This window comes from Pseudoalteromonas gelatinilytica (genome assembly GCF_001641615.1).
Taxonomy (GTDB): domain Bacteria; phylum Pseudomonadota; class Gammaproteobacteria; order Enterobacterales; family Alteromonadaceae; genus Pseudoalteromonas; species Pseudoalteromonas gelatinilytica.
Window position 1 is genome coordinate 214,267 of the sequence record NZ_LRRU01000018.1, and the last position, 17,580, is coordinate 231,846.

At 41.8% G+C, this 17,580-nt stretch carries 12 protein-coding genes; 10 read left to right on the forward strand and 2 right to left on the reverse strand.

From position 1 onward, the window contains the following. The first annotated feature begins 63 nt into the window (after positions 1 to 63). The gene (locus NH153_RS09650; protein WP_054551155.1) at positions 64 to 714 is read left to right on the forward strand and encodes a response regulator transcription factor; all 651 of its coding nucleotides are present in this window, start codon (positions 64 to 66) and stop codon (positions 712 to 714) included. 52 nt (positions 715 to 766) lie between these two features. On the opposite strand, the gene purU is transcribed toward NH153_RS09650, so the two are convergent. Further along, entirely contained in the window at positions 767 to 1,597 is an 831-nt protein-coding gene (gene purU / locus NH153_RS09655) for a formyltetrahydrofolate deformylase (protein WP_063703252.1), read from the reverse strand. 340 nt (positions 1,598 to 1,937) lie between these two features. On the opposite strand from purU, the gene NH153_RS09660 reads away from it, so the two are divergent. Both NH153_RS09660 and NH153_RS09665 read left to right on the forward strand, forming a co-directional pair. Then, complete coding sequence (locus NH153_RS09660; protein WP_063703253.1) at positions 1,938 to 3,299, forward strand: hypothetical protein; 1,362 nt, start codon at positions 1,938 to 1,940, stop codon at positions 3,297 to 3,299. A 106-nt stretch (positions 3,300 to 3,405) separates the two neighbouring features. Then, positions 3,406 to 6,009, forward strand: a complete 2,604-nt coding sequence (locus NH153_RS09665; RefSeq protein ID WP_063703254.1) for a DUF2339 domain-containing protein — start codon at positions 3,406 to 3,408, stop codon at positions 6,007 to 6,009. 9 nt (positions 6,010 to 6,018) lie between these two features. Here NH153_RS09665 and NH153_RS09670 read toward each other — a convergent pair whose 3' ends face one another. Beyond that, positions 6,019 to 9,459 (reverse strand): PAS domain-containing hybrid sensor histidine kinase/response regulator, encoded by a 3,441-nt coding sequence (locus NH153_RS09670; RefSeq protein WP_063703255.1) that lies wholly within the window; start codon positions 9,457 to 9,459, stop codon positions 6,019 to 6,021. 387 nt (positions 9,460 to 9,846) lie between these two features. On the opposite strand from NH153_RS09670, the gene NH153_RS09675 reads away from it, so the two are divergent. From NH153_RS09675 to NH153_RS09705, 7 genes are all read left to right on the forward strand, one after another. Further along, entirely contained in the window at positions 9,847 to 10,110 is a 264-nt protein-coding gene (locus NH153_RS09675; protein WP_054551160.1) for a DUF4212 domain-containing protein, read from the forward strand. A gap of 10 nt (positions 10,111 to 10,120) precedes the next feature. Next, positions 10,121 to 11,845, forward strand: coding sequence for a sodium:solute symporter family protein (locus NH153_RS09680; RefSeq protein ID WP_063703256.1), 1,725 nt, complete (start codon positions 10,121 to 10,123; stop codon positions 11,843 to 11,845). A gap of 119 nt (positions 11,846 to 11,964) precedes the next feature. Further along, entirely contained in the window at positions 11,965 to 13,803 is a 1,839-nt protein-coding gene (locus NH153_RS09685; protein WP_063703533.1) for a DUF294 nucleotidyltransferase-like domain-containing protein, read from the forward strand. A gap of 8 nt (positions 13,804 to 13,811) precedes the next feature. Beyond that, positions 13,812 to 14,435 (forward strand): 3'-5' exonuclease, encoded by a 624-nt coding sequence (locus NH153_RS09690; protein ID WP_054560884.1) that lies wholly within the window; start codon positions 13,812 to 13,814, stop codon positions 14,433 to 14,435. Beyond that, positions 14,432 to 14,893 carry a methyltransferase family protein gene (locus tag NH153_RS09695; protein ID WP_063703257.1) on the forward strand — a complete coding sequence of 154 codons (462 nt, stop codon included), beginning with the start codon at positions 14,432 to 14,434 and terminating at the stop codon, positions 14,891 to 14,893. The genes NH153_RS09690 and NH153_RS09695 overlap by 4 nt, the downstream gene beginning before the upstream one ends. 373 nt (positions 14,894 to 15,266) lie before the next feature. Further along, entirely contained in the window at positions 15,267 to 16,283 is a 1,017-nt protein-coding gene (gene epd / locus NH153_RS09700; protein WP_063703258.1) for an erythrose-4-phosphate dehydrogenase, read from the forward strand. Between the two features lie 42 nt (positions 16,284 to 16,325). Beyond that, a complete protein-coding gene (locus NH153_RS09705; protein ID WP_063703259.1) occupies positions 16,326 to 17,501 on the forward strand; it encodes a phosphoglycerate kinase in 1,176 nt (391 codons plus the stop codon). Positions 17,502 to 17,580: the final 79 nt, after the last annotated feature.

A 17,580-nucleotide genomic window follows, 5' to 3' on the forward strand; every position in this document is an offset into this window, starting at 1 on the left:
TAAACGTAGTATATCGGCTGTCACTTAGAAATAGGTGTCAGCCGAATTTATTAGGAGTGAACCATGAGTCAGTTTTTAATAGCGGACGATCATCCGTTATTTCGTGAAGCACTGAAAGGGGCATTGAGTGCTAAGTTCGCTGATTTAGAAGTGTTTGAATCGGAAAACTTTGATACCACTTTGCAGGTGCTGAGCGAGCAAGAAGATCTTGATATCTTACTACTAGACCTTCACATGCCAGGCAATGGCGATTTATACGGCCTTATTCGCATTCGCGAAGACTATCCAAGCTTACCAATAGCTGTTGTTTCTGGCAGCGAAGACATCAATGTAGTTTCTAAAGTAATGGGTTATGGTGCGATGGGATTTATTCCTAAATCATCTTCATCAGATGATATTGCGCTGGCAATCAACCACATACTTGAAGGCGATGTTTGGCTTCCACTTGAACTTAAAGATAAAGTGGCTGCCGTAGATGGCGAAGACAAAGAAATTGCAGCGCAAGTGGCTTCACTGACACCGCAGCAATACAAGGTGTTGCAATACTTGCACGAAGGCTTGTTAAACAAACAGATTGCTTACGAATTACATATTTCTGAAGCAACCGTTAAAGCTCACATTACAGCAATTTTTAGAAAGCTAGGTGTGTATAACCGTACTCAAGCGGTATTAATTGCCTCTAAGTTACAATTAGAGCCTATTGAGTCGGCATAACAAAAGATAATAAAAATAATAAAGAGGCCATTCAGCCTCTTCATTTTATTGCTTAAGCAAACACCACGGTTCGATTTCCATTGATAAACAGTTTATGTTCAGATGCGAGTTGCAACGCTTTGCAGAACACTGTTTTCTCTACATCTTTACCCATTTTTGCCATCATCTCTGCGGTATCCGCATGACTGACATGCGTCACATCTTGTAAAATAATCGGCCCTTCATCAAGCTCATTATTAACAAAGTGAGCGGTCGCGCCAATAATTTTTACACCGCGCTCAAATGCCTGATGGTAAGGCTTTGCACCAATAAAGGCAGGCAAAAATGAATGGTGAATATTAATAATCTTACCTTCAAAGCGCGCCACAAATTCAGGGCTTAAAATACGCATATATTTAGCAAGACCGATAATATCAGGCTGATAGCTGGCAATTAAATCGCCTACTTGTTGATCATGCTCCGCACGGCTTAAACCTTCGTGCGATACCACATGAAATGGCACACCAAAGCCTGCAGCCAGTGGCGCTAAGTCGGCGTAGTTGGCAATCACAGCTAATACTTCGATGTTTAAGGCTTTTTCGAATTGCTTAAGTAATACCCCACCTAAACAGTGCGCTTCTTTGGTAGCAAGCAATACCACTTTCGTTTTTTCGCTGCTGTGCAGGGCAAGCTCTGCGCCATCAGGAAGTAGCTCAGCAAGGCTTGGTAAAAAGTCCTCTGATATAACGCCGCTTAACTCTGTACGCATAAAAAAGCGTTTAGCGTCTTTATCTACAAATTCGTTATTACGTGTGATATTTAAATTATGCTGATGACAAAGGCCGGTGATCTTGGCAATTAGACCAACATCATCATCGCATTGTGTGGTTAAAATCGTGTTCATAGTCCTCATTCTAATCCCGTTTGTGTGAACACCATTATTTGCTAATTTTTTTGTGCTGCATAGCGCAAATTTAACTATCTAATAATTTATCTGATTTGATTGTATAAGCGCCTAAAATGTAATCATTATTTACTTTTCGTGTAAAAGTAAGCTGCTTTCACTATAAATGTGATTTTCTGTCCATAATTATGATTAATTGAGTGCTTTTCTACATCATTTTCTACACTTTTTAACTTTATCGTAAGTAACTGTAAGTGAAGGTAATAGTTTGTAAAACATAGAATTTTTTCGCACTATTCGAGTCAGAATGGGGTATTACAAACAATAAGGAAAAAATTCCATGAAAAGCACTCTGCTTAAAACAATTGTTGCCTCAAGTTTGCTTTCGGTACTGGCTGCCTGTTCAAGCGACGACAGCAGCAGTAGCAACAGTGGCTATGTGCAACTGTACAATGGCTCTTACAACAGCCCATACACGCGTTTATTTGTTGATGACACTGAACGTTCGGGCGCAGATTTTGGTGATGTATCAACTCGTCATAACTACAGTTCGGGGGAGTATGATTTAAGTTTTGAATATGTTGATGCCAACGATAGCTATATCACTATCGATGAAGAAACCATCAAAATTAAAAATGATCAAACTCAGCTGCTAGTAATGAACGGCGACTTTGCTGAACCAACGTTTACAGAGCTCAGTGTGCCGACGTCAAGCGATGAAGATGAATTCAATGTTGGCTTTTTTAATATCGTTGGTGAAGATAACCTTTACGATGTATACGTTGCTACCGACGACGGTTTATTTGATACAGCTGAGTTATTAATGACTTCGCAATACCTCGTTGAACCAGAATTAGCGACGCTTGAGGAAGGTTATTACACTATTTATATTACCGCTAGCGGTAGCACAGATGTGATTTTTGAATCACCAACCGTGTACTTTAATGATGAAACAACGTACATGGCGATGATCCGTCCAAGTTATGCAACAGAAGAAGATGGTATTACGCTTGATGTCGTAACGGCTAGTAGCTCTGTAACACAACTGAACCACCAAGACGCGCAAGGTCAGCTGCGTTTTATCAATACTATCGATGAGTACACGCAAACCCAGTTTAAAGTAACCCGAGGCACAACGGCTACTAACACCGAAGTTGTTAGCAACGATAGTTACTCTGAATACATGAGCATGTCGCCAAATAGTTACAGCGTCGCCATGTTAGATGAAGCGGGTGACACGATTGTAGATAACTTCTTAATGACATTAGAACGTGAGCAAAGTGCGGTTGGTCTTTTCTACAATGACAAAGATTACGGCCCTCGTATGATGACCATTGAAGAAAACCTAACTCCAAGCAGCTACAGCCATGCAGTTACTGTGGTTAACTTAATTGATAGCTATGCAGGGCAAGAAATTGACGAGGTTGATGTGTACTTCACCCTCAATGGTGAAACGGTTGAAGATACTAGCAATGTTGTTGAAGGGTTAGATCAATACGACCAACAAGAGCAGGTGGTTGATAACGAAGTTTATACAACCTATGTGGTGTTTGAAGATAACGGCCAACAGATTGTGCTTTTACAACAAAGCGATATGGATTTTACTGAAGAAGGTAACTATATCTTGGTGATTGAACACGATGAAACCACTGATTCAGGTTACAAAATGACCTTAGAGCGCACGGTGACTGAACAGTCTTAACCGGCTAAAACGCAATATCGTTGTTTCTTTACTCTTGCTAAGTGTTTATTGTATAAACAATTAAGGCTTTTTGCTTTTTTGTTTAAAGCGTACACAAGGAGAGAGTATGGATGGCGGTATTGCGTTACTAGTATTACTTGCACTAGTTGTTGTAGGTGGCTCAATTGCGGGTATTTTTGCCTTTTTTCAACTTTCTAGTTTAAAGCGAGAAGTGGCAGCTCTTCGAGTAAAACTTAACGCGACATATAGTCATCATCCACAAAAAAATACTGCAAACCAGTTTGATAATTCAAACGACGATCTGACTGACATTGCAAAATCTGAACCAGAGCCTGTATTCATTAGTAAGCCAATTGAGGCAATCACTAAGAAGCCAGAGCTAACAAAACCCAAGCCTGCGACTTTAAATCCGCTAGTCAGCCAACTCGTTACACAAATCAAAGCCAATTGGCTAACTTGGGTAGGAGCAGTTGCCCTTGCCTTTGGCGGTATCTTTTTGGCCCGCTATTCACTGGAGGCAGGCTTATTATCTGAAACCATGCGACTTACGCTTGGCGCTATTTTTGGTTTGAGCTTAATTGTCGCGGCTGAGGTTTTACATCGCAAAGGTATTATTTTTGATGGGTTTAGCAACTATATTCCCGCAGCGCTGGCAAGTGGTGGTTTTATTAGTTGTTTTGCATTGACCTTGCTGGCCTATAGCCATTATGGCTTACTCCAAGCGTTACCTGCATTTAGCATTTTAACCTTAGTTTCTGTAGCAGCAAGCTGGATGGCACTGCGTTTTGGTCCAGTGCTAGCAGTCATTGGCATTATTGGCGCCTACAGCGTGCCGGTTTGGGTTAATACCGGGAGCAATGACTTTATAGCACTGCTAACTTATGTTGCGTTTGTCAGTGTATCAGCTTCGCTAGTTGCGCATTACGTAAAACGGCATTGGTTGTGGTATCTGTTATGGGCGGGTCATTTAGGCTGGTATTACCTAGTTGCGATGAGTGCAGCTAAAAACCTGCACTGGTTTATTAATCTGTATGCTCTATTTAGCATCGTATTGTTAATTGCTATTCCACGCCTTGGGCTGAGTATTAAGCAAATTGAACACCGCCCACATCGCTTCAAAACGCTACTTAAACAACTACCCGACAACCCTTTGTTGTTAGCTGTTGTCGTGCCACTTTATCTTTTACTCATGAGCAGTAACCAACTGCTTACTTGGCAGCTTAGTATGTTGTCGTTAGTGGCTTTACTGTTGTTTTTGGTATTAAAAAACAGTGCATGGGATCATTGGCTGATAATAGCTGTCGTCAGTGTGGTGTGTTTGCTCATAGGGCAACACAATGCTGTTGATTATTCTGAGCAACTTTTTGTATTTCGGCAAAACTACGGAGCAGGGCTGTTTTTTATTGCTTTGTTTGCTGGCTATGGGTTTTTATTTGGCCGTAAATACCCTAAACGCTTTGGCTTTACCTTACTCGCTTCACTTTCAGGCTTTGTGATTATTAGTTGCTTATATGTCATCACGCCCGATCATGCCTTAACGACGGCATACCCGGTTTGGTGCTTTGTATTACTGGCACTGTCTGCTTGGTTATTTAAGTTATCAATTAACAGCACGAACCCAATGCGGGTATTTAGTTACTGGCTTGGCGGCAATGCCAATATTAGTTTGGCATTAACCATGCTCCTTGAAGGCAGTAGCTTAACCTTAGCGCTTGCTGCGCAAGTATTGTTGATTAGTTTTTATGTTAATAAACATGCACTCAGCATTCCGACTTGGCCGCTTAAAGGTTTAGTTGGTGCTTTACTTGTTAGGTTAAGTTTTGCCCCTTGGTCAGCTGATTATAGTGATGCGCTGCTGCTCGGTGTGCATTGGAGTTTGGTTGTGTACCCAGTATGCGCTTGCTTATTTTACTTAGCGGCGAGGCACTGGCAGCTGCAATCTGTTCGGGTGTGGCTAGAAGGTGCGGTGCTTCATTGTATTGCTTTATTTATTACCACAGAGACGAGCTATCAGTTGGTGGGGCGCTACCCTGATTTTGAGAGCTTGTCTGTGTATGAGCATATTTTATTAACCTGTAGCTGGGGCATCTTGGGTTGTGTTTATTTACTGCGTTCACGCTTTACTGCGCAATTAGCTAAGCTCTATCAAGTAGCAGGTTTTGCGTTATTAACATTGAGTGGCTTGTTAGTGCTGAAAAGCTTTACCGCAGTAAATCCGTTTTTTGAGCCGATAAATATAGGCAGTTGGCCGATTATTAACTGGCTATTATTACTTTGGTTAGTCCCTGCCTGTATTGCAATTTGGGCAAGCCGACTAACTCAATCTCAGCACTATTTACAAAAGCTGTTTACAGCTCTTGCGGGTGTGATGAGTGTTTTATATATCAATGCGGAAATTCGCCATAACTGGCAAGGCGAGTTTATAAATATTGCTTTGCCAACCTCAGATGCCGAGCTTTACAGTTATTCTTTAGTTTGGCTTGTTATCGGTGGCTTGGTGGTTGTGGCGGGGCAGTTAAGGGCTATTACGGTATTACAAAAGCTCGGCCTTGGCTTATTGGCGCTGGTGGTGTTAAAAGTGTTTTTGATTGATATGGCAAACTTAACTGGATTACTTCGAGCTATTTCGTTTATCGGCTTAGGCTTGTCGTTAGTGGCACTTAGCTGGTTGTTCCAAAAATTTAAGGCAAAGCCTACTGCTTTGCCTTAAGTGGTATTGTTAAGCACTGTGATTAAGCAGTGCTTTGAGTTTTGCGGGCTTAACGGGTTTACTAAGGTAATGAATTTGCTCAGCTTTGGTTTGTTGTTTTAACGCTTCATCACGCACCGCTGTGATTAAAATAGCAGGCACAGGGCTTTGCCAAATTTCTCTTAGGGTTTTAATAAGCGTTATCCCATCGCAATCATGACCCAACTGATAATCCATTAAGATCACATCGGGCGCTCGGTGCTCTTTGGCATAGGCCATCACGGTTTCAACTTGATCAAAGAGTTGATAATTTGCCTGCCATTTTTGTAATAGGCTTGCCATGGCATTAAGGTTTTCAGGGTCATCATCCACCGCAATAATATTCATCGCACTGCGGTTCTCAACACCTTTTTTAGGCGCCTCTTTTTGTTGAATAAACTGGCTTTCACCATAAGGTACTTCAATACTAAAGCGGCTACCTTTGCCAGGCGTTGAGCTTACATCTAAACGTAAAGAGAGTAAGTCGGCCATTCGTTTTACAACTCCTAAGCCAAGACCCACCCCTTTGTTATCACCGGCTTCAATACGATAAAAGTCATTAAAGATTTTCGCTTGCTCTACTTCTGTAATGCCAGGGCCTGTGTCCCATACTTCAATTCGTAAATGGTGTTTGCGTTTGCGACAAGCAATTAAAACTCGGCCACTATCGGTGTATTTAACCGCATTTGACACTAAGTTTTGAATAATTCGTCGTAAGTAAGTGATATCACTGTGAACAATAATTCCTTTTGAACGCACCGTCAGTTTTAAGCCTTTTTCGCTCGACATAATGGCGTATTCATTTTTCAGCGGGGCAAGTATGTCATCAATACTAAAGTGGCGTGGAGTAGGGGTCATTGCCCCTTGCTCAAGCTTGGCAATTTCTAACAGCGCCGACATCAAATGGACTGTCGAATCTAAACTTGCGCCAAGCTTTTCAAAGTTATTTAAGTTGTTGCTCGATAGGGTTTTATCATCAATGGCTGCAAGGTACAGACGCGCCGCATTCAGCGGTTGTAAAATATCGTGGCTAGCTAAGGCTAAAAATCGTGTTTTACTGTCATTAGCTTGTTCTGCCTCTTTTTTAGCTAAAGTAAGTGCTTGCTCAGTTTGTACTCGGCTATCGATTTGTGCTTGTAAATCTTTATTGATAGTACGGATTTCTTGAGTACGCGCTTCAATACGGTTTTCAAGGTCCATGTTTACTTCTTCAAGCGCATTTTGCGTTTCGATATGCACAGTAATGTCAGAGAAACTTGTTACAAAGCCGCCATCTGGCAGTGGGTTACCAATCATTTCGAAAACTTGGCCATTACGGCGGTGGCGAATAAAGTGATGGGGCGTGCCGTTTTTAAGATGCTGTACACGCTTCTCTACATGGCGCTCAACTTCACCGGGACCACATTCACCACGCTCGGCATTGTACCTAAGCACATCTTCAATTGGTTGGCCTACTTCAAGAAAGTCATCTGGGTAGGCAAACATCTCTGCGTAGCGCTTATTCCACGCCACTAAATTAAGCTCTTTATCTACAACTGAAATACCATGACTGAGGTTTTCAAGAGATGTAAATAGTAAGTTTTGATTGAATTGCAGGGCTTGCGTGGTTTCATCAAAAAAGTTAACCACTTCTTCAAAGGCCATGCGTTTACCAGAGGCAACCGTGTGGATCAGCGCTTGTGCTGAAGAGGCACCAAGCACACCGGTTAAGGCGCGCTCACAATAAGCGATAAACTCAGGTTCAGGGTGCGCGTTGTTGTCATCTAAGTTATGCGACAACGCAAAGTGAGCCAGCACCTGTTGCGAGCGTTGTACGCCTAAGAAGGTTTGCAGCAGCACTTTAAAATCGTAAACGGTGGCTTTAACGTTTTTATTTAAACGTCTGGCGAACACGGCTTGCTCTTTTGGATTTACAAAGGCTGCAGCTTGAATTTTATCAATTAAACGCTCATCTGCACCGAGCGAAAAGCTAATGTAACAACCAATATTGGCAAACAAGGCGATTAGAGTGCCACGAGTAATAAGTGTTTGTTGTAGCTCTGCGTTTAAGGTATTGCCCGCATCTAAAATAGGCAGCATTAAGAATAAAACCCAGCAAATAAAGCCTGCTAATAATCCGGCATAAACCCCATAAGCATGGCCTTTTCGCCAATATAGGCCACCGACAATTGCAGGAAGTAATTGCGATACCAAAGAAAAGGCCACTAAACCCATACTAGCCAATGCTTTACCATGACCAAACCATTGCTGGTAGAAATACGACAAAATCAAAATGCCGGCAATTGTGAAGCGCCTTACTAACAGGATTTGCGACTTATAGCTGCTAGTGATGAGATTACGTTTAAACTTACGACGCAGCATTAGCGGCAATACTACATCGTTTGAGATCATGGTGCTGAGCGTGAGTGTGGCTACAACAATCATCGCTGTAGCCGCAGATAGACCCCCGATAAATACAAAGGTCGTTAAAAAGGCGTTTTCGTGCATCAGTGGTAGGGCTAATACAAAGCTATCTGGTGAGAAGCCACTGCCAATGCCAGGGTGTATAGCTGCCGTTGCAATAGGGAAAATCATTGCAGCAGTCAGTAATAAATACAGGGGGAATGCCCAGCGGGCAGTATAAAGATGGCGTTTATCTTGGTTATCGACCACAGTTACGTGGAACTGCCTTGGTAAACAGATAATCGCCGCTGCCGCCATTAATGACTGGCCGATAAAGTTAAAGCTAAAAAAGTCGAAGTTATGCCAGTGCTGCCAAATAGAGCCCGTAAGCTGCTCGGTTTGCACCGTACTTAAATTAAATAATGTGTATAAAGCAAGTCCAGCAACGGCCACCAATGCCAGTAATTTCACCATAGATTCAAAAGCGACAGCCAGCATGAGTCCTGAGCGATATTCAGTTACATCGACTTTACGCGTACCAAAAAATATCGCAAACATTGCCATGATAAGTGTTGCTGAAAGGGCCAGCATAGACCCCGAAATACGATCGTCGTTTTGTAATAATAAGAAGCTGCCACTCAGTGCTTTTAATTGCAGAGCGATATAAGGGATCGTCGCTAATAAAGCGATAATGGTTACCATAATCGCGGTGGTTTGCCGTTTACCATAGCGAGCTGAAATAAAGTCGGCGATAGTGGTGATATTCTGCTTTTTACTGACCAGTACTAATTTACGTAAAAACCCTTGGCCAAAGAAAAATAGCAGCGCAGGGCCAATTAAAATAGGTAAGTAATTCCAACTGCTGGTGGCTGCTGTTCCAACTGAACCGTAGTAAGTCCAAGACGTACAGTAAATCCCTAGTGAAAAAGAATAAACAAATGGGTGGTGACTAATTCTTTTTGCAAGAGGAGTGGTTTTGTCTCCCCAATTTGCCAACCAAAACAACACGCCAATATAGGCGAGTGCAACAAATAAAAGCGCAGCTGTCATGTTTAAATTCAGTAATTATTGTAATAACACTACCTTACCAGAATTATGTGCGATTTCGATGGCTAGATTTTTTGCAATAAAAATTAATAAATAGCAAGTTATTGATATTTAAAAGATAGTGGTGTTTTGTTCGCTGTTATTAGACTAATGTCGCAGATCATTCGTTTTTACTATTTTCGCTATTTCGCAAATTTATCTTTATAGATTAAGTTGTTGTTAATTATTGTTTTTTACCATTCATTAACAAATGGTGTTTTGCAGTTTACGTAAACGTAAACTGGCTGTTACGACTATGGTCTCAATTCCATAAATCAGAACCCTTGCTAACTTAGTTAATGACAACTAATACCACTCATTACTTTTTTGTAATGCATAAGGGGATAAAAAATGGCTTTTAAAGATGAAGAACAAGCAAAAGCTTATTGGGCGGAAAACCTCGCACTGCTATTTAAATTATTAGCAATTTGGTTTGTCGTGTCATTTGGCTTCGGCATTTTACTAGTAGACGTACTTAACGAGATACGTTTCTTTGGGTTTAAACTCGGCTTCTGGTTCTCCCAGCAAGGCGCTATTTACACCTTTGTTGCTTTGATTTTTGTTTACGTTTTCAAAATGAATACGTTAGATAAAAAATATGGCGTAGACGAATAGGAGCTAAGCAATGGATGTTCAAACACTCACGTTTATTATCGTTGGTTTAAGCTTCGCGCTTTATATCGGCATCGCAATCTGGGCTCGTGCTGGGTCAACTAATGAATTCTATGTTGCAGGGGGCGGTGTACCGCCGCTAGCAAATGGTATGGCAACCGCTGCTGACTGGATGAGTGCGGCATCGTTTATCTCAATGGCGGGTATTATCTCGTTTGCGGGTTATGACGGTGGTGTATATCTAATGGGTTGGACAGGTGGTTATGTACTACTTGCACTTTGTTTAGCTCCTTACCTACGTAAGTTTGGTAAGTTCACGGTGCCAGATTTCATTGGTGACCGTTATTACTCACAAGCTGCACGTGTTGTTGCAATTTTATGTGCCATCTTTATCTGTTTCACATACATCGCAGGTCAAATGCGTGGTGTAGGCGTGGTTTTCTCTCGCTTCTTAGAAGTAGATATTGAGACCGGTGTTTACATTGGTATGGTGATTGTATTCTTCTACGCTGTATTAGGTGGTATGAAGGGGATTACATATACGCAAGTAGCTCAGTACTGTGTACTCGTATTTGCTTACCTTGTTCCAGCAATCTTCATTTCAATGATGATGACAGGTCACTTCTTCCCACAAACAGGTTTTGGTGCAACCCTTAGCGATGGCTCAGGACAGTTTGTACTCGATAAACTAGATGGACTCAGTACCGAGCTTGGCTTTGCGCAATACACCGAAGGCTCGAAGAGCATGATTGATGTATTCGCAATCACAGGCGCGCTAATGGTTGGTACTGCAGGTTTACCACACGTAATCGTTCGTTTCTTCACTGTTCCTCGTGTTAAAGACACGCGTATCTCAGCTGCATGGACACTTGTTTTCATTGCAATCGTTTATACAACAGCACCTGCTGTAGCGTCATTCGCTCGTGTAAACATGATTGATACAATTAACGGTAAAGACGGTAGCGGTACAGAGTACGCTGAAGCCCCAGCATGGGTTAAAAACTGGGAAAGAACAGGCCTAATCACCTTTAACGATAAAAATGGTGACGGTAAAATGTTCTACTCAGCAGGTAAGATTGATGATCCAAACAGCGCAAACGAAGTTAAAGTTGACCGCGACATCATGGTACTTGCTAACCCTGAGATTGCAGACTTACCTGCATGGGTTGTAGCATTGGTTGCAGCAGGTGGTATTGCAGCAGCGCTATCAACTACAGCAGGCTTACTATTGGTAATCTCAACCTCGGTATCGCACGATTTATTAAAACGTACATTAAAACCAGATATTAGCGATAAACAAGAGCTACTTGCTGCGCGCTTAGCAGCGATGATAGCGATTGTGATTTCAGCTTACTTTGGTATTAACCCGCCAGGGTTCGTGGCCTCGGTTGTTGCCTTTGCCTTCGGCTTAGCAGCGGCGAGCTTCTTCCCAGCCATCATTATGGGTATCTTCTCTAAGAAGATGAATAAAGAAGGTGCGATTGCGGGTATGGTGACAGGTATTACATTTACAGCGGCTTATATTATCTACTTCAAGTTCGTAAGCCCTGAATTAAATGCACCGGCACACTGGTTATTTGGTATCTCACCTGAGGGTATCGGTCTAGTTGGTATGATTGTTAACTTTGTAGTTGCAGGTATCGTACTGAAACTAACAGCTGAAACACCAGTTGAAATCCAAGAAATGGTTGAAGGTATCCGTAACCCTAAAGGTTCGAGCGCAGCACACGCGCACTAATAAAACCATTTAATGAGAACACACTCTTGAAGTTCAAAAGCCCGACTTAAGTCGGGCTTTTTATTTATTTAAAACAGGGGTAGTGTAGATATTGTCTCTATTTTATAGCGAGAATGACCATGAATACCGAGCAACAGGAAGTCGCCCAATTTGTGATGCAACAAACGCCATTTAATCAGCTCGAAGGTGCTGCTAGTGAGTATTTTGTAAACCATCTCGATATTATTTATCTGACCCGTGAGAATCAAAATCAGTGGTTAAGTTCAGATAATCTAAGATTATTTTTAATTCGCTCTGGCGATTATGATTTGGTCGACCCAAAAGGCGATGTGATCACTAAGTTATCAAGTGGCGATTACTTTGGTTTTCCTTCACTGTTAACCGGCGAAGCAATTCAAAATAGCATTTCAGTGCAAAAGGAAGGCATTGTTTACATGCTAAACCAAGCGGCATTTGATTACTTACGCCGTGAGTATAAAGTGTTTGAGCAGTACTTTGTTCGCGCCCATAAAAACCGTTTATTGTCGTCTCATTATAAAAGTCAAAACGACAGTTGGTCGGAGAAAAAAATTTGCGAATTGATGAATCGTAAAGCCGTCACCTTGGCACCAGATGCAAGTATTCGTCAAACCGCTAAAAAAATGAAACAGCATGGTGTTTCGTCGATTATGTTAACGGAACATGATCGCCTCGTTGGGGTTGTCACCGACAGAGACTTACGCAACCGCGTATTGGCTGATGAGGTTGACCCTCAAGAGTCAGTAAGTAGCATCATGACCTGTAAGCCCAAGTTTATTTTTGAAAATAACCGCGTGTTTTCGGCGCTACACTTAATGCTTAAGCACAATATTCACCATTTACCTGTGCTTGATGAACATCACAAACCCCTAGGTATGCTCACCAGTACTGATTTGCTGCGTCAGCAAAAAAGCGACCCAGTACAATTGATTGGACGAATTTACAAAGCGCACAGCGTGGTTGATTTAAAGCGTTATTCGCAAGAGATACCTGGCTTGTTAAAAGGCTTTTCGAACAATATTGATGACATCTCCTTGATTGGTAAATTATTAAGTGGCTTAACCGATGCACTGACTTCGCGTTTGATCCGTTTGTTTCAAGAAGATAATGGCGCGGCACCAACCAGCTTTAGCTTTATTTGTTTTGGTTCACAAGCACGAGAAGAACAAACGCTGCATTCAGACCAAGATAATGGCCTGTTGCTACCTGATGATTTAACAGACGAACAACATGATTACTTTAAGCGCATGGGCGAGTATGTCTGCGAGCATTTAATTGAGTGCGGTATAAAGCGTTGCCCTGGCAATATTATGGCGAGCAATGCAGCGTGTCGAATGGGCATTAATGCTTGGACAGAAAAGTTTCATAAGTGGATCACTTCACCGACACCAGAGGCGATGCTCAATTGTAAGATATTTTTTGATTTACGGTTTATTGAAGGTTCCACTACTTTATATGCGCGCTTTTGTGAGCAGCTAAAACGCATTTCTAAAAATGACTTGTTCTATGCGGCTATGGCGAGCGACATTAAAAATACCCCAGTGCCCATTGGTTTGTTCAATCAGTTCAAATTAGAGAAAGACGAAAAGCAGCATAAATACCTCGACTTAAAAAAACGTGGTGTGGTGATCATCAACGACATAGTGCGTTTATATTCCCTCAAAGCGGGTATTCAGCGTGCTAATACGCAAGAGCGTATTGACGCGTTAATGAAGTTTTCGCTACTCAATAAAGATGACTTATATAACTTAAAAGACTGTTGGCGCTTTTTAACTCAACTGCGTTTGGGCACGCAAATTAACGAAGAGGGATTGCCTAGCAACTGTATTAACCCAAATGCGTTGAATTCATTAGAGCGACATCAATTAAAAGAAGCATTTTATTTGGTTAAACAGGCGCAACAAGCCGCCGCATTTAAGTTTGCTCGCGGTAGTTTATAGGAGAGGGTATGGTTAAACGCTGGTTAAGTCGGTATTTAGCGCGCAAGCAACTCTTGGCAGCCGATGCCTATAAAGAGCGCTACGTAGTGATAGACATGGAATTAACGGGCCTTGATCCTCGCCAGCACGAAATTGTCTCGGTGGCGTGGGTAATGATAGAAGATCAATGCATTAAGCTCAGCGGTGCACAGCACTTAATAAATAAAGACGTGCAAAGCTTAGAACAAAGTCCGATTTATCATGGTATTGCAAAACAAGACATAGATACAGGTGAAAGCCTCGAAACTATTCTTGGCAAGCTGCATCAGCATTTTGGTGAGTGCATTTTAGTGTTTCATAACGCGGCACTTGATTGGGGGTTTTTAAAACAGGCCTGCAGGACGCTTGGGTTAGATGCAAAGGCGCGATTAATTCTTGATACCTTTGTTATTGAAAAAAAACGCCTGCACCAGCAAGGCCACGAAATCGGCCACGATGATTTAACACTTAGCGAATGCCGTAAGCGCTACAACTTACCGCATTATAGCTCGCACCATGCCCTCACTGATGCGATGGCAACGGCCGAGTTATTCTTAGCACAGTGTCATCAAATTAGTCGAGGTAAGGCATTGAAAGTAGGGGAGCTGGTGTGAATCAGTTAGAATTAAAAGTGCCCCCAGTTGTGCTGCTGTTGATCATTGCGTTGATGATGTGGGGCACAGCTGACTTGTTTATGAGTTTTAGCTTCTCGTTTTTTGCATCATCTTTTGTAGCACTACTCATAGCATTTTCAGGTGTGATGTTTGCTTTATTAGGGGTTTATCAATTTCGTAAGCAAGGCACGACCGTTGATCCTCGAATTCCAGAAAAGTCAGCGAGTCTTGTTACAAGTGGTGTTTATCAAATTAGCCGTAACCCAATGTATGTTGGTATGTTACTAATGCTAGTTGGTTGGGGAATTTATCTTGGTAATATTGCGAGTTTTATTATGTTGCCGGTATTTATTCTTTATATGAACCGATTTCAAATTATGCCAGAAGAAACGTTTATGGCAGAGAAGTTTGGGTTAGCATACCTGCAATACCAAAAATCTGTTCGTCGCTGGCTATAAAGGAATAAAGAGGACAGAAGTTGCTATGGCAGTTGCATTAACTTTGCTCTCATATAAAAAAGTGTAAGGTCGATTACCAAAACTGTGTCATCGAGAGTTGTTTAAGTAGTTTTATTTACCTTGCTCTCTTATAAAAATGTGTAAGGTCGATTACCAAAACTGCGCCATCTAAAACATGCTAAGCAACTTTTATTTCACTTGACCTCTTATAATAATGTGTAAGGTCGATTACCAAAACTGCGCCATCTAAAACATACTAAGCAATTTTTATTTTGGCTGACCTCTTATAAAAACTTCAAAGGTCGATTACAATACCGCCATCTAAAAGGCAGCTGCCTTTATCTGCAAGCAAATAGAGTGGATTTTCTTCTTCATGGCAATCAAACTTGCAATTAATGGTTTTGGTCGAATCGGGCGCAACATCGTCCGTGCTCTGTATGAATCAGGGCTTGAAGATCAAATCAAAATTGTCGCTATTAACGAATTAGCCGACCCTAAGGGCATTGCCCATCTCCTTAAATACGATACATCTCACGGCCGCTTTTCATTCCCTGTTAATCTTGGCGAAGATACTTTAACGGTTGCTAATGACTCTATTGCTTTGTTTGCAGAAGAAAACCCAGCAGAACTGCCTTGGCAAACACTTGATGTTGATGTGGTTCTTGAATGTACTGGGGTGTATCACTCACGTGAACATGCTGAGCTACATTTAAACGCTGGTGCGAAAAAAGTATTGTTTTCGCAGCCTGCAGATGCAGATGTTGATGCCACAATTGTGTATGGTATTAACGATGATGAATTAAAAGCTGAACATACGATTGTTTCAAATGGTTCATGTACCACAAACTGCATTGTACCAGTGATTAAAGTGTTAGATGACGCATTTTCGATTGAATCTGGGGCCATTACGACGATTCATGCCTCGATGCATGATCAGCAAGTCATCGATGCGTATCATCATGATTTACGTCGTACTCGCGCTGCAAGCCAGTCTATTATTCCGGTAGATACAAAGCTTGCTCGTGGTATTGAGCGTATTTTGCCTAAGTTTCATAGTCGCTTTGAAGCCATTGCTGTTAGGGTACCCACTATCAACGTGACGGCGATGGATTTAAGTGTAACAGTGAATACTGATGTGAATTTAGCGACTGTCAATCAAGCACTTAAGTTAGCTGCAAAAGACCGCCTTGACGGTATTTTAAGTTACACTGAAGAGCCATTGGTATCGGTAGATTTTAATCATGACCCACATTCTTGTATCATAGATGGCACTCAGACACGTGTTAGTCATAAACGACTGATAAAGTTGTTAGTGTGGTGCGATAATGAGTGGGGCTTTGCGAATCGTATGCTCGACACTGCGCGTGCGATGATGGCTGTAAGCCAATAATTTATAAATATAATATTAGTATCGTTAACTAAGGAGAAGTCCATGTCGGTCATTAAAATGGCAGATTTAGATTTAAACGGCAAACGCGTGTTAATTCGTGAAGATTTAAATGTGCCTGTAAAAGAAGGTAAAGTGACCTCTGATGCACGTATTCGTGCAGCATTACCAACTATTAAATTAGCGTTAGAAAAAGGCGCTAAAGTAATGGTGATGTCACACCTTGGCCGCCCTACGGAAGGGGAATATGATGAAGCGTTTTCACTTGCCCCTGTGGTTAATTATTTAAATGATGCTCTTGAGCAAACAGTTCGTCTTGAAAAAGACTACCTAGAAGGCGTAGACGTTGCTGATAAAGAAGTGGTTGTTTTCGAAAACGTACGTTTTAACGTTGGCGAAAAGAAAAACGACGAAGCACTGTCTAAAAAGCTTGCTGCCCTATGTGATGTTTACGTAATGGACGCATTTGGTACGGCTCACCGTGCACAAGCATCTACTCACGGTGTGGGTTTATTTGCTGATGTTGCATGTGCAGGTCCACTACTTGCGGCAGAGCTAGACGCATTAGGTAAAGCGCTTGATAACCCAGCTCGTCCTTTAGTTGCTATCGTTGGTGGCTCTAAAGTATCAACTAAGTTAACTGTACTTGATTCACTTTCTAAAGTGGTTGACCAACTTGTAACAGGTGGTGGTATCGCGAATACCTTCATCGCAGCAGCAGGTTACCCGGTAGGTAAATCTTTATTTGAAGCTGATTTAATTGATGAAGCAAACAAATTAAGTGCTGCAGCAAAAGCTAATAACGGTGAAATTCCGGTACCGACTGATGTTGTTGTAGGTAATGAGTTCTCAGAATCTGCAGTGGCAACACTAAAAGATGTGAATGAAGTAACAGACGAAGACATGATCTTCGATATTGGTCCTGATACAGCAAACCAATTAGCAAAAATCATTGCTAATGCGGGTACCGTTGTATGGAATGGCCCAGTAGGTGTATTTGAATTTGACCAATTTGGTAACGGCACACGTGCTATTGCTGATGCGATTGCTAATTCAAGTGCATTCTCGATTGCTGGTGGCGGTGATACGCTTGCAGCGATTGATAAATACGGCATTGCCGATAAAGTTTCTTACATTTCAACAGGTGGTGGTGCTTTCCTTGAATTTTTAGAAGGGAAAAAATTACCAGCAGTTGCTATGCTTGAAGAACGCGCTAAGTAATTAGTGCGTATACCAGCGTAGTTATTAAGTAATTACGCTGGTTCAGCTGTTAATAAAATACCTCTCACCCTCGTTTTAT

Coding starts and splice junctions, on each gene's coding strand:
- NH153_RS09680 (WP_063703256.1), top strand. CDS start 10,121: ATGGATGTTCAAACACTCACGTTTATTATCGTTGGTTTAAGCTTCGCG.
- NH153_RS09660 (WP_063703253.1), top strand. CDS start 1,938: ATGAAAAGCACTCTGCTTAAAACAATTGTTGCCTCAAGTTTGCTTTCG.
- NH153_RS09690 (WP_054560884.1), top strand. CDS start 13,812: ATGGTTAAACGCTGGTTAAGTCGGTATTTAGCGCGCAAGCAACTCTTG.
- NH153_RS09650 (WP_054551155.1), top strand. CDS start 64: ATGAGTCAGTTTTTAATAGCGGACGATCATCCGTTATTTCGTGAAGCA.
- NH153_RS09675 (WP_054551160.1), top strand. CDS start 9,847: ATGGCTTTTAAAGATGAAGAACAAGCAAAAGCTTATTGGGCGGAAAAC.
- purU (WP_063703252.1), bottom strand. CDS start 1,597: ATGAACACGATTTTAACCACACAATGCGATGATGATGTTGGTCTAATT.
- NH153_RS09705 (WP_063703259.1), top strand. CDS start 16,326: ATGTCGGTCATTAAAATGGCAGATTTAGATTTAAACGGCAAACGCGTG.
- NH153_RS09670 (WP_063703255.1), bottom strand. CDS start 9,459: ATGACAGCTGCGCTTTTATTTGTTGCACTCGCCTATATTGGCGTGTTG.
- NH153_RS09665 (WP_063703254.1), top strand. CDS start 3,406: ATGGATGGCGGTATTGCGTTACTAGTATTACTTGCACTAGTTGTTGTA.
- epd (WP_063703258.1), top strand. CDS start 15,267: ATGGCAATCAAACTTGCAATTAATGGTTTTGGTCGAATCGGGCGCAAC.
- NH153_RS09685 (WP_063703533.1), top strand. CDS start 11,965: ATGAATACCGAGCAACAGGAAGTCGCCCAATTTGTGATGCAACAAACG.